General features: G+C 69.1%; 12 protein-coding genes. 4 read left to right on the forward strand and 8 right to left on the reverse strand.

Annotation, left to right across the window (positions count from 1 at the left end; translation table 11 throughout):
* Nucleotides 1-38 precede the first annotated feature (38 nt).
* The 4 genes from ACPPVQ_RS19980 to ACPPVQ_RS19995 all read right to left on the reverse strand — a co-directional run bounded on the left by ACPPVQ_RS19980 (nucleotide 39) and on the right by ACPPVQ_RS19995 (nucleotide 4815).
* Entirely contained in the window at nucleotides 39-1784 is a 1746-nt protein-coding gene (locus ACPPVQ_RS19980; RefSeq protein ID WP_426517219.1) for a LuxR C-terminal-related transcriptional regulator, read from the reverse strand.
* A 73-nt stretch (nucleotides 1785-1857) separates the two neighbouring features.
* Entirely contained in the window at nucleotides 1858-2739 is an 882-nt protein-coding gene (locus ACPPVQ_RS19985) for a S1C family serine protease (protein ID WP_426521335.1), read from the reverse strand.
* Nucleotides 2740-3043: 304 nt separating this feature from the next.
* Complete coding sequence (locus tag ACPPVQ_RS19990; protein WP_426517220.1) at nucleotides 3044-4309, reverse strand: APC family permease; 1266 nt, start codon at nucleotides 4307-4309, stop codon at nucleotides 3044-3046.
* A gap of 140 nt (nucleotides 4310-4449) precedes the next feature.
* On the reverse strand, nucleotides 4450-4815 hold the full coding sequence (locus tag ACPPVQ_RS19995; RefSeq protein ID WP_426517222.1) for a cupin domain-containing protein: 366 nt from the start codon (nucleotides 4813-4815) through the stop codon (nucleotides 4450-4452).
* Between the two features lie 101 nt (nucleotides 4816-4916).
* Here ACPPVQ_RS19995 and ACPPVQ_RS20000 point away from each other — a divergent pair, with 101 nt between their 5' ends.
* From ACPPVQ_RS20000 to ACPPVQ_RS20015, 4 genes are all read left to right on the forward strand, one after another.
* The gene (locus ACPPVQ_RS20000; protein ID WP_426515838.1) at nucleotides 4917-6146 is read left to right on the forward strand and encodes an IS30 family transposase; all 1230 of its coding nucleotides are present in this window, start codon (nucleotides 4917-4919) and stop codon (nucleotides 6144-6146) included.
* Between the two features lie 61 nt (nucleotides 6147-6207).
* Nucleotides 6208-7131: a phosphotransferase gene (locus tag ACPPVQ_RS20005; protein WP_426517224.1), complete on the forward strand. Its 924-nt coding sequence runs from the start codon at nucleotides 6208-6210 to the stop codon at nucleotides 7129-7131.
* 44 nt (nucleotides 7132-7175) lie between these two features.
* Nucleotides 7176-7475 carry a hypothetical protein gene (locus ACPPVQ_RS20010; RefSeq protein WP_426517226.1) on the forward strand — a complete coding sequence of 100 codons (300 nt, stop codon included), beginning with the start codon at nucleotides 7176-7178 and terminating at the stop codon, nucleotides 7473-7475.
* Between the two features lie 106 nt (nucleotides 7476-7581).
* Entirely contained in the window at nucleotides 7582-7779 is a 198-nt protein-coding gene (locus ACPPVQ_RS20015; RefSeq protein WP_426517228.1) for a hypothetical protein, read from the forward strand.
* 89 nt (nucleotides 7780-7868) lie between these two features.
* Here the strand turns inward: ACPPVQ_RS20015 and ACPPVQ_RS20020 are convergent, their stop codons facing one another.
* The 4 genes from ACPPVQ_RS20020 to ACPPVQ_RS20035 form a co-directional block, all read right to left on the reverse strand.
* Nucleotides 7869-8099, reverse strand: coding sequence for a hypothetical protein (locus ACPPVQ_RS20020; protein WP_426517230.1), 231 nt, complete (start codon nucleotides 8097-8099; stop codon nucleotides 7869-7871).
* Nucleotides 8096-8272, reverse strand: coding sequence for a hypothetical protein (locus ACPPVQ_RS20025; RefSeq protein WP_426517232.1), 177 nt, complete (start codon nucleotides 8270-8272; stop codon nucleotides 8096-8098). Before ACPPVQ_RS20025 ends, ACPPVQ_RS20020 begins: the two co-directional genes overlap by 4 nt.
* A gap of 252 nt (nucleotides 8273-8524) precedes the next feature.
* Complete coding sequence (locus ACPPVQ_RS20030; protein ID WP_426517234.1) at nucleotides 8525-10783, reverse strand: glycoside hydrolase family 3 C-terminal domain-containing protein; 2259 nt, start codon at nucleotides 10781-10783, stop codon at nucleotides 8525-8527.
* A gap of 102 nt (nucleotides 10784-10885) precedes the next feature.
* Nucleotides 10886-12367 carry an MFS transporter gene (locus tag ACPPVQ_RS20035; RefSeq protein ID WP_426521337.1) on the reverse strand — a complete coding sequence of 494 codons (1482 nt, stop codon included), beginning with the start codon at nucleotides 12365-12367 and terminating at the stop codon, nucleotides 10886-10888.
* Between the last annotated feature and the right edge of the window lie 151 nt (nucleotides 12368-12518).

Here is a 12518-nt window from a genome sequence, read left to right on the forward strand (position 1 = left end):
CTACCCAGCCGCGGCATCGCCACGTCGCCGCTCGTCGCTCAGTTCCGGATGAGACCGTGCTCGTAGGCGTAGGAGGTGGCGCCGGCCCGCGACGGCACGCCGAGCTTCGTCAGGATGTTGCTCACGTGACGGTCGACGGTCCGGGTGCTGAGGCCGAGGCTGGTGCCGATCTCTTTATTGGTGCGACCGGTCGCCGCGGCACGGAGTACTTCGAGTTCGCGTGCACTCAGGATCGCTTCGGGCTCAGCTGCTCGTCTGCCGCCCAGCGCCACCAGGTCGGGTGCGGCTGCGAGGGATTCGAAGACGCGACGGGCGGCATCCCTCTGCAGCCGCGCACCGTCGGCGTCGCCGAGCGTCTCGCAGGCGTCGGCGAGCGCGACCCGGATGCGCGCGGCAGGGTACGGCGCGGCCAGCGCGAGCCACGCATCCAGTGCTTCTGTCAGGAGCGGGACAGCCGCTGCCGCGTCGCCGCCGCGCAGCGTCACGAGAGCGGATGCGTTGAGCGCCAGCGCGTGCAGCATCGGGGTGCCGAAGGTGGCCGCGATTGCGCCGAGCTCGGCCGCTGCGTCGCGTGCCTGGGCGAGCGTGTCGGGCTCTCGCGTGTCGGGGTCGCGCGTCTCGGGCTCGCGCTCGCGCTCGCGCTCGCCGAGCGTGCTCGTTCCGGTCGAAGGTGCCTCGCGGAGCCGGCCGGCTCGACCGGAGGGGGCACCCTCGCCGGTTTCTTCCTCGGCGGCGAGCAGGATCTCGACCAGCGCGGGCAGGTACTGCGCACGACCGAGCGGACTGACCGTGGTCGCCACGACCCGGCGGATGCCGCCGACCGCCGACGCGATCTCGCCCTGGGCGAGGCGCAACAACGAGAGTCCCGGCTGCGGGTCGAGGCCGCGGCCGCTCGCCGACTCGTACAGCCGGCCGGCCTCCTCGAACTCGCCGCGGAGCCGACGGATCTCCGCCTCCTCGTAGTCGGCGAGCGCGAGCTCGCGCTGGTCCGGCTTGCCCGCGTTGACCCGCCGGGTCTCGACGATGGCGTCGGACCAGGACCCGCCGAGCTGCAGGATCTCGGCGCGATGCACCCGGCAGGTGCCGTTGAAGAGACCGAGCTGCGACTGCGACGTGCACCACGTATCGAGCACGGCCGACCACTCGCGGGCGCGGTCGAGCGCGAACACCCGCTGGCAGCATCCGACCACAGCGCAGTAGACGAGCCCGCGGCCGAGGTCGGTGAGGCCGTCGGCGCTGGCGATGAGCATCGCTTCGTCCAGCAGGCTCATGCCCTGCGCGACGTCGCCCCGCTCGATCAGCGCGCGACCGGCCAGCTGCCTGCCGAGCGCCGAGAGATCGGCTTCTTCGAAGCGGTCGCCGAACGCGGCGGCCTCCATCGCATCCCGGTAGGCCGCCTCGTTGTCGCGGGCGAGAAGCAGGCGGTGGATGCCCGGCACGAGCAAGTATCCGCGCACGACGCAGTCGCCGTGGCGGTCCGCGATCGCCGCCGAGCGCGCCAGCCACGCGTGGGCCCGCCCGTGCTCCCCCAGCGACGAGAGCCGGAACCCCAGCCAGAACGCCGCGCTGGCCGCGCGCAGCTCGTCGCCTTGCGCCAGGCACGCCTCATAGCCGCGCTCGAGGAGCGCGAATCCGACGTCTTCGTGCGCCGTGAGCGCCGCAGCCTTGGCGAACAGTTCGAGATCGTCGAGGCTGAGCGGCTGCTCGCGGTCCGCTTCGGAGAAGAGGGCGAAGGCGTCTTCCCATCGCCGCTCCGCGAACGCGATTCGGCCGGATGCTGGCATAGCTGTGATTATCCACCGCCGCTCCCACGCGTGCACCCCTCGCTGAACCTTCGCTCGGGCACGTCGAACCGCGCTACGACTCCTGGAGCTCGCGGGGCACCGTGATCGCGTCGACCAGCGCGCCGTTGCGCCAGACCGTGATCTCGATCGGCTTGTCGATCGCGTCTTCGACCATCCGCTTCTGCACTGCCGTCGTCGTCACCACGCGTTCGCCGCCGAGCTCGACCACGATGTCCCCGCGGCGCAGCCCGGCCTGCTCGGCAGGACTGCCCGGGGAGACGCCGGCGACCTGCAGTCCCGTCGGCGACCCGATGCGCTTCGCCAGTTGCGGTGACAGCGGAACCTGCGCGCCGGCGATCCCGAGCCACGCGCGGCGAACCCGTCCGTTGGTCATCAGCGACGTGATGATCCCGCGGGTGGTCGCGTTGATCGGAACGGCAAGCCCCACCCCGATTCCGGCCACCGCCGTGTTGACCCCGACCATGCGGCCCGAACTGTCCGACAGGACGCCGCCGCTGTTGCCCGGGTTCAGTGCGGCATCCGTCTGGATGACCTCGTCGACGACCCGCCCGGACTGTGTCGGGAGCGAGCGTCCGAGCGCCGAGACGATGCCCGCGGTAACACTGCCGGCCAGCCCGAGCGGGTTGCCCAGGGCGACCACGACCTGGCCGACCTTCAGCCGGGCGGCATCGCCGAGTTCGACCGGCACCGGCACATCGCCGCGCGCATGCAGGACGGCGAGATCGGAGAGCGTGTCGCGCCCGACGACATCCACACGCACCGTCGTGCCGTCGGAGAATGCTGCTTCCGCCGAGTTCGCCCCGGCGACGACGTGCGCGCTGGTGAGCAGGAAGCCGTCCGCCGTGATGACGCTTGCACTTCCGGCACCCGCGCCACGCGCTGTGCGCACCGACACGCTCGCCACACTGGGCAGCACACGTTCGGCCACGGCCATGATCGTGCGCGAGTACGCGTCGAGGAGCGCTTCGTCGCTGGGAGCGGTGTCGTTGTGCGCGTCGGCACCACTGGTCGCGTGATTCTGGGGCGCGTCGTCCCTGTGCCCGTCGTCCCTGTGCGCGTCGTCCCTGGGCGCGTCGTCCCTGTGCGCGTCGTTACCGCTCAGCCACTCGTCATCGTCACTGGTCAGCCAGTCGTCATCGCTGAGCCCGTCGTCGCGCGCGAGCCCGTCGCCGCTGAGACCGCTGTCATCCATGAACTCGTCTCCGTCCATGAGTACAGCATCCCCGCACGGCGTCCGGCTATGCCTGCCGTTCGCTGCGGGCGGAGAGCCGGCGGGTCAGCATCCGGTACACGACCCCGACGAGCAGCACGAGGATGCCGACGACGATCCCGAGCGGCGGCAGCGTGACCACGAGTACTGCGCACGCGAGCGCACCGAATACCTGCAGAGCACGCGGGTACCGGCGGCGTTCGCGCGACTGGGTGAATGCGGCGACGTTCGCGACGAAATAGTAGAGCAGCACCCCGAACGACGAGAAGGCGATGGCTCCGCGCAGGTCCACCGTGAGCACGAGGATGCTGACCACGACCGCGACCGCGATCTCGGCGTGGTGCGGCACCTGGAACCGTGGATGCACGGCCGCGAGCCAGCGTGGAAGGTCGCCTTCGCGCGCCATCGCCAGGGACGTGCGCCCCACACCGGCGATGAGCGAGAGCAGGGCGCCGAGGGATGCGGCGGCGGCCCCGAAGCCGACGATCGGGACCGCCCACGACCATCCGCCCACTGCGACAGCGTCTGCGACCGGCGCGCTCGAGCCCGCGACCCCGGATGCTCCCAGACTGCCGAGCACGACGACGGCGACCACGGCATAGAGCACGACGACGATGCTCAGCGCGATCGTGATCGCGCGCGGAATAGTGCGTTCGGGCGAGCGCACCTCCTCGCCCATCGTCGCGATGCGGGCGTAGCCGGCGAAAGCGAAGAACAGCAGACCTGCGGACTGGAGGATGCCGTACCAGCCGGCCGCCGCGTCCGTCGGTTGCAGCGCGCCCGGCTTCAGGCCGGCGCTCGTGCACGCGATGACGGCGAGCGCAAGCACCAGCAGCACCACGACCACGATCACTTTCGCGAGAGTCGCCGTGCGGGTCACGCCGCGGTAGTTCGCTGCGGCGAGCGCCACGACAGCCACCACGGCGACAGGCTTCTCCCACCCGGCCGGAGCGGCGTAGGCGGCGAACGTGAGCGCCATCGCGGCGCAGCTCGCGGTCTTGCCGATGACGAAACTCCAGCCCGCGGCGAAACCCCACCATCCGCCGAGTTGCTCCCGCCCGTAGACGTAGGTGCCGCCCGACGTCGGGTATTGCGCGGCGAGTTGCGCCGACGCGGTGGCGTTGCAGAAGGCCACGATCGCTGCGATGATGAGGCCGATCAGCAGCCCGGCCCCGGCAGCCTGGGCTGCGGGAGCGAATGCGGAGAAGATGCCGGCACCGATCATGGAGCCGAGACCGATGAAGACGGCGTCGACGGTTCCGAGCCGCCGGGCCAGTGAGGCGTTCGAGGTCACGGTCGCACCCTATTGCACGCGGGTGTCGCCGAGGTTGCGCAGGGTGGGCGCGCAGCTGGGGCCCGCCCGGTTGAGGCGTGCCCGCCACGTCGAGCCGGCGGGGATGCACCTGGCTGGCGGGGTCACCGGGCCGGCCCTCCTCAGTCGAGTTCGCGCAGGGGTGACGTGCGATCGCCCGGCGCATCCCCCGTGTTGACCGTGCCCTTCGGCTCGAAGAGCACGATGTGCGCCTCGCTGTCGGCCTTCGGACAGTGCTCGACGCCGCGAGGCACGACGAAGACGTCGTTCGGCCCGAGCACGACATCGCGATCGCGCAGCTGGATGGTCAGCTCACCCGAGACGACGAGGAACAGCTCGTCGGTATCCGGGTGCGTGTGCCACACGAATTCGCCCTCGAGCCGCGCCACCTTCACGTCGTAGTCGTTCACGCTCGCGAGCCGGTGCGGCTGCCAGAGTTCGCCGACGCTCTCGAGCGCCGTGCGGATGTTGCGTACCTCCGAGGTCATGCCCCCAACGATACGTCGGGCAACGAGCACAGGAAAAGGCACGTCATTCGTGAGGTGGTTTCTAGTTCCTAGCGCAACACCTCAATCGTGTGGGGTGTGTTGTGACGACGAAGTTTGCGTGGGAGACACGGGCGTTGGCTTATCGGGGGTTGCTGAGGGGCGAGTCGGCTTTGTCGGTCGGGTCGCGGCTGGGTGTCGCAGGAACGACGGTGAATAGTTGGGCCAGATTGGCTGGCATGGAGATCGTGGATGGCCGCAATGGCGGCATCGCAGTCGTCGACGTGGGTCGGCAGGTGGCGGGTTCCTCAGCCCGGTCGTATCGGCGGTTGACGCTCGCGGATCGGTCGTTCATTCAGGCAGCCCTGTCATTGCCTGAGCCGTTGGGGGTGCGGGCGATCGCGCGTGAGCTCGGGGTTCACCCGTCGACGGTGTCGCGGGAGATCCAGGCGCATCAGGTGCGGCATTGGGAGGCCCAGCATTACGACGCGGAGGTCGCTCACTATCGTGCGCTCCGGCGACGGCCTCGGACTCGGCCGGGGAAGCTTGCCGATCCGGTGTTGCGGTCCGAGGTCGTGTCACGCTTGAACCTGAAGTTCTCGCCGCAGCAGGTCGCCGGCGAGTTGAGGGTGGTGTTCCCAGACCGGGCGGAGATGCAGGTGTCCCACGAAACGATCTACCAGGCCTTGTATGTCCAGGGCCGCGGGGCGTTGCGGCACGAGTTGACGGTCGTCAAAGCGCTCCGGACGGGCAGAACCGGCCGGGTTCCGCAGTCGAAGCTGCCCGCCCGCACCAACCGGCCCTGGTTGGACGGGGCGCGTCTGACGGATCGTCCCGCGGAGGTGAATGACCGGGCCGTTCCCGGGCATTGGGAAGGCGATCTTGTTGTCGGCCCGGGCAACTCCGGCATCGTCACTCTCGTTGAACGGCAAACCCGGTATGTGTTGCTGGGGCGGCTGCCCGGGATGCGCGACAGTTGCACGGTCACCGATGTCCTGGCCGGCATGATCGAAGGGCTCCCGGCGGAGCTGACGAAAACGATCACCTGGGACCAGGGCAGCGAGATGGCCGGCCATCGAGCGTTCACGGTCAAGACCGGTTGCCCGGTGTTCTTCTGTGATCCGCACTCGCCCTGGCAGCGTGGCAGCAATGAGAACACCAACGGCCTGATCCGCGATTTCTACCCCAAGGGCACGAACTTCAACGACGTGACCGATGACGACCTCGCCGAAACCCAACGCCTCCTCAACATCCGTCCCCGCAAAACCCTCGACTACCGCAGCCCACATGCCATGCTGAACCAACTAATCAACGGTGTTGCGCTGACAACCTGAAGCCACCTGAAGAATGAGGTGACTATTCCTGTGCTCGTCGGGGTGGGCCTACGCTCGCAGCATGGTGAGTACGAAACCGGATGACGAACTCTTCGGTTGGGCGATCGCGGCTGTGGCGCCGGGTGGTGAGCTCGTCGAGGCGAGAGGGCTCCGCGACGGCGGGTCGCCCTGGCTGCTGCGCGTCCGCAGCGGTGAAGGCGAACGTTCGGGTGTGCTCCGGCTGGGCGCGGCAGGGGGCCACGACACACACGTCGAGGCGGCGGCGCTCGACGCAGCCCTCGCGGGCGGCATCGCGGTTCCGCGTGTGCTCGCGTCACGGTTGGAACCCGACCCTCCCCTGCTGCTCATCGAGGCGGTCGACGGCAGCAGCGCCATTCCGGTCGACCGGCCGACCATCCGGCTCCGGGCGCTCGGTGCCGCTGCTGCGCGCATCCACCGCACGTCGCCGCCCGCCGGGCTTCCCCGCCGGACGCGGTCGATCGCCGGCGTCGATTTCGACGCGCTGCGGCGCGCTGCCCCGCCCCAGCCACTGCTGCAGCGCGCAGAAGCCGTTGCGGCGTGGGGTCCCTCCACACCAGCCCCCGACGGTTTCGTGCACGGCGACCTCTGGCAGGGAAACACCCTCTGGCGGGGCGACGAACTCGTCAGCATCATCGACTGGGACTGCGCCGGGCACGGCCCCGCGGGTGTCGACCTCGGTTCGTTGCGATGCGATGCCGCCGTGACCTTCGGCGTGGATGCGGCCGCGGACGTGCTCGACGGCTGGCAGGAGGAGGCCGGCCGGGCGGCTGCAGACGTGGACTACTGGGATGTCGTGGCAGCCCTCGCGACGCCACCCGACCTCGGCTGGTTCGTGGACACCATCCGCTCGCAAAGGCGCCCCGACCTCACCCGGGAGCTGCTCGTCGAACGCCGCGACGGGTTCCTCCGCAGGGCCCTCGAGCGGCTCGGCGAGCAGCCGACTCTTGCGCCCGATGCCCGCTAGGGGCTTGGATGCTGGCTAGGCACCGAAATGGAGAGGGGTTTGCGATGTCAGCGAGCGAGCTCGAGCAGTCCAGTGTGAGGTACACCTACCGGGAACGCATCTTCCACCTGGACAAGGTGTCATCAGGCCTCTGGACCGTCTTCGACGAAGGCCGCGCCGACCTGGGAAAGCTGGTCCGCGTCGCCCCAGAAGGCGAAGAGCACGAGCCGGTGTTCGGCATCATCTATCCGGGAGAGACCGAGACCGCGCTCGAAGGCTCGGACTGGCGGGGACTGGTCGCAGCCCTGATCAACACGTCCATCGACCCGACGCCGTCGTGGGGCGGCGGGCAGGGCGCGGCCTGAGAGCGTTTGCGCACTCCCGCACGTGATGCGCTGAGCTTCGACGCGCCATCCCGGCGACCGGCCGAACTCGGTTTCCGGGTCACACGATCGCGGCTACCATCGGGGGATGAAGCCGAAGACGACGACGTCGGTGCTCGGATGGGTTGCAGCCGTGCTGCTCAACATCGGTGCGCTTCTCTTCATCGTCGGCCTCATCGTGCCGCACGGCGACGGGCCGGGCGGCGTGCTCGTGGCCGGGATCGTGCTCATCGTCCTCGGTCTTGCCGCTGGCGCGGCGTGGCTGCTGGCCGCGCGCCGACCGTGACCGGCTGTCGGGCGGGCGGTGCGCCGACCGGTCGAAAGCGTCACGCACAGCGCACACGCTCGACCGAAAAGGTCACGCTCGGCGCAACCTCAGTCCCGGCCGGTGCGCAGGTCCTGCGTGTCGTCGGCAACCAGGTCCGGGTTCGACGGATGCTCGGCCGGGTCGAAATCGGCGGGCGGAGGTTCAGCCCCTTCGCCACGGCCCGCATCGGTCGCCTTCCCTGGAACGAATCGTTCGGGTTCGCCCACTGAGGGAATACCGTGGGGGTAGTCATCGGCCGACTCGCCCGGTCGACCCGAGGGGGTGTTGTCCGACGTCACGGCTTGCCCTCCCCGCTGAAGGCGATGCTGCGCATCGCGTCTTCGAAGACGCTGTCGCGAGTGTCCTCGAGCGCGTCGTAGTCGGCGTCGGCGTCGAACCCGTCGGTCCGGTCGAACCCGCTCACACCGTCGGCCTGCTCTTCACCGCCGCGCACATCCTGTCCGTCGCGCATGTGTCCTCCTCGATCATGTTCGGTGCTTCTGAGCTACCCAAACGCCGAGCCGGTATACATCGCAAGGGGTTGATTCCGGGTGCGAGCCGTGCCCAAGGCATCCCCTCAGCGGCCCCGACCGTCGAGAGTTACCCTTCCGGTCGAGACCGTCAAACCCAAAGGGCACGCTCGACCGGAGCGGTCACTCTCGGCCGGCAGTCACCCGCACTGACCGGCACTCACCGGCACTCACCGGCACTCACCGGCACTGACTCAGGATGCGGCGACCACCTGCGCGTTCACGGCGCCCACCAGCTGGTCGAGCTGCTCCGCCGTGATCGGGCTTCCCGGGAACGCGGCGACACGGTTGAGCGGCATCGATTCGGCCATCCGCAGCATTGCCGGGTCGGCGAGCATCGCGCCCATTTCGCTTCCCGCCGACTGCGCGAACGCCGCGCCGAGGAACTGTCCACCGATCGGGTGTTTCAGCCATTCGCCGAGCGTCGAATCGAGCTTGAGCTGGGTGAGTCCCGCGTCGCCGGCGACAGCGACGACGATCTCTGCACGGAGGTCACGCGACGAAGCGCCGACGGAGACCGTGTAGTCGCCGCCTTCGACGACCCAGGCACCGGATGCTGTGTCGAAGTACGCGAGGTCTTCCGACGGGATGACGATGGTCACCTCACGACTCGCCCCCAGTGCGACCTCGACGCTGGCGAAACCCTTGAGCTCGCGCACCGGGCGCGCGACAGCGGACCCGGGAACGCCCACATACACCTGCGCCACCTCGCGTCCGTCGCGCGTGCCGGTGTTGGCGATCGTGAGGGTCACTTCGAGTCCGACCTCACTCTGCACAGCTGACACGCCCGAGTACTCGAACGTCGTGTACGAGAGGCCGTGGCCGAAGGCGAAGTCCACGGCGGCGTCGCGGCTGTCGTAATAGCGGTAGCCCACGAACAGGCCTTCGCCATAGCGCACGTGCCCGGCCTCGCCCGGGAAGTTCAGGAACGCCGAGGTGTCTTCGAGCCGCACCGGGATGGTCTCCGCCAGTCGCCCGGACGGGTTCACCGCGCCGAACAGCACGTCGGCGATCGCGCCGCCGCCGGCCTGGCCGAGAAGCCAGCCTTCGACGATCGCGGATGCGCGACCGGCCCAGCCGGAGAGCCGCACCACACCGCCGTTCGACAGCACGACGGCGACCCGTTGGTTCGCCGCGAGCACGGCCTCGAGCAGCGCGGTCTGCGCAGCCGGGATCTCCAGGTGGTCGCGGTCGAAACCTTCCGACTCGTCCTCACCGGGCAGGCCTACGAACACCACGGCGACATCTGCGGCAGCGGCGACAGCGACCGCCTCGTCGAGGAGTCCAGCCTCGTCTGCACCGGCGAGTGCGTAGCCCGGGGCGAAGGTCACGTCGGATGACCCTGCCAGCGCACGCATCTCATCCAGTGCGTTGTCCAGCCGTGTCGGTACGATCTGCGAGCTGCCCGCACCCTGGTAGCGCGGGGTGCGCGCGAATTCGCCGATCACGGCGACCTTCACGCCGGCCGTCGGGTTGATCGGCAGAATGCCGTCGTTCTTCAGCAGCACGACACTGCGGCCGGCGACCTCGCGAGCGAGGGCGTGGTGCGCGTCGCGGTCGTAGTCGGCCGACGCATCCGCCCCGTTCACGACCTTCTCGATGAGGTCGATGACGCGGTTCGCTCCCGTGTCGAGCACCGACTCGTCGAGCTCGCCCGATGCGACGGCGGCGACGAGCTGCGCATCCGTGACGCCGTTGCTCGACGGCATCTCGAGGTCGAGGCCGGCGACGAGAGCGCTCACGCGATTGTTCACCGCACCCCAGTCGGAGACGACGAGTCCTTCGAAGCCCCACTCATCACGCAGCACGCTGGTGAGCAGCCACGCGTCCTCGCTCGCGTACACGCCGTTGATGCGGTTGTAGGAGCACATGACCGTCCACGGCTGGGCGTGCTCGACGACATGCTGGAACCCGCGCAGGTAGATCTCGCGCAGCGGGCGCTCGTCGATGTCGGCGCTGACGCGCATCCGGTCGGTCTCCTGGTTGTTCGCGGCGAAGTGCTTCAGCGAAGCGCCGACGCCGCGCGCCTGAAGGCCGTCGACAAGGGCGGCGCCCAGACGGCCGCTGAGGATCGGGTCTTCGGAGAGGTACTCGAAGTTGCGGCCGCAGAGCGGCGAGCGCTTGATGTTGATGCCGGGACCGAGGAGCACGCCGACATTTTCGGCCCTGGCCTCGTCGCCGAGCGCGTTGCCGACCCGCTCGAGCAGCTGCGGGTCCCATGTGGAGCCGAGCGCTACTGCCGGCGGAAAGCACGTCGCGGGAACGCTGTCGCCGATGCCGAGGTGGTCGCCGCCCTCACGCTGCTTGCGCACACCGTGCGGTCCGTCGGTGAGATAGATCGACGGGATGCCGACACGATCGACCCCCTTCGACTCCCAGAAACTGTTGCCGCTGGTGAGCGACGCCTTCTCTTCGATGGTCAGCGCGTCAGCGCGAGGAAGCGAGGTGGCCATGATTCTCCTTCGATACGGTCTCGAATACCTTACATCACTCGGTTTTTCGAAGTCTGGGCGTGCAAAGCTCACCGCTCCGTGCCGTCAAGCGGATCCGCTCGCTCACGACCCCGCGCCGGTCGGCGGACCGGGCTCTGCGCGTGGCGCCGTGCCCGGCACTGTCGGCGTCGGCCTGGTCGGCGCACCCGAGAGCGGCCGGTCATGGGAGGGCGCGGCGGCTTCCGGCGTCACCGGCGTCACGACGTGCTGGTTGCGGATGCCCGCGAACGAGACGATCCCACCCGCGATGAACAGCAGCGCGACCACCAGGACGACACGGTGGAAGGCGTCCACATCGAGCACCGCGCCGACGATCGCCCCCGCACAGGCGACGGCGATGAGGCCTGCGACACGGGAGACGGCGTTGTTGATCGCGGATCCGATCCCGCTCTGCGCCGGGCTGATCGAGCCGAGGATCGCCGCCGTCAACGGTGCGACCGTCACCGCGAGGCCCAGCCCGAACAGGAGGATGCCCGGCAGGAGCTGGGTCCAGAAGTTCACCGGCTCGGTCGTGAACAGCATGAGCAGAAAGCCGGCGCCCATGATGAGCGGTCCTGCCGTCATGAACAAGCGCGGCCCGTATTTACCCGCGAGCGAACCGAACAGGGTCGAGAGCGAGATCGAGAGGATGGCGAGCGGGATGGTGGCGAGGCCGGCAGCGAACGCGGTGAATCCGGCGACCTCCTGCAGGAAGATCGTGATGATGAACTGACCGAGGGCCAGCGCTCCGTAGATAGCGGCGGTCGCCAGGTTGCCGAACCCGAAGTTGCGCACCCGGAACAGCCCGAGCGGCATCATCGGGTTCTTCACCCGCGTCTCCCACCAGAGGAACGCCCCGAAGCAGATCAGTCCGAGGATGAGCGGAACATAGACCACGGGACTGCTCCAGCCGAGCCTGCCCTGCTCGATGAGAGCGAAGACCGGCCCCGCGAGTCCGAGGGAGGCGAGCACGGCGCCCGTGACGTCGATCCGCGTTCCGCTGCCGACGTGCCCGGACGAAGGGATGCGCGTCAGCATCACGAGCGTGACGGCGATCGGAAGCACGTTGACCGCGAACACCCAGCGCCAGCTGAGCGTGTCGACGAAGAAGCCGCCGAGGAGCGGTCCGAGCACGAACGCGAGCCCCGTCCAGGCGGTCCACGCACCGATCGCCTTCGCTCTCGCAGCGCCCGCAAAGGTCGCCGTGATGATCGCGAGCGAACTCGGTACGAGCAGGGCGGCCCCTGCTCCCTGCACCGCTCGCGCGATGATCAGCACGAGTGAGGTGGGCGCGATGGCGCAGGCGACGGATGCGGCACCGAAGATGATCAGTCCGGCTCGCAGCACGCCGACGCGACCGAAGGTGTCGGAGATCGATCCGGCGACGAGGATGAGCGACCCCAGTGTGAGCAGGTAGGCGTCGACCACCCATTGCTGGGTCTCGATCCCTCCCCCGAGCTCACGGGTGATCGCTGGCAGTGCCACGTTGACGATCGACCCGTCGAGGAACGCGACGAAGGAGGCGAGGATCGCGACGATCAGGACGGTGCGGGGGTTGCCCTTCATCATCCCGGCGGGGGAATCGGCGGAAGCGGCGGATGAGGTCACATCGCCAACCTAGCGAGCAGCGCGGGCCGCGTCGAGGGTGCGCGGCGCCATCCCCGTCGACGACCGACCAACGAAATCGTCTTGACAATTCTTTTTGTCGGTGGAAGAG

It is taken from the genome of Leifsonia sp. McL0618, from assembly GCF_049994905.1.
Classification (GTDB): Bacteria; Actinomycetota; Actinomycetes; order Actinomycetales; family Microbacteriaceae; genus Diaminobutyricibacter.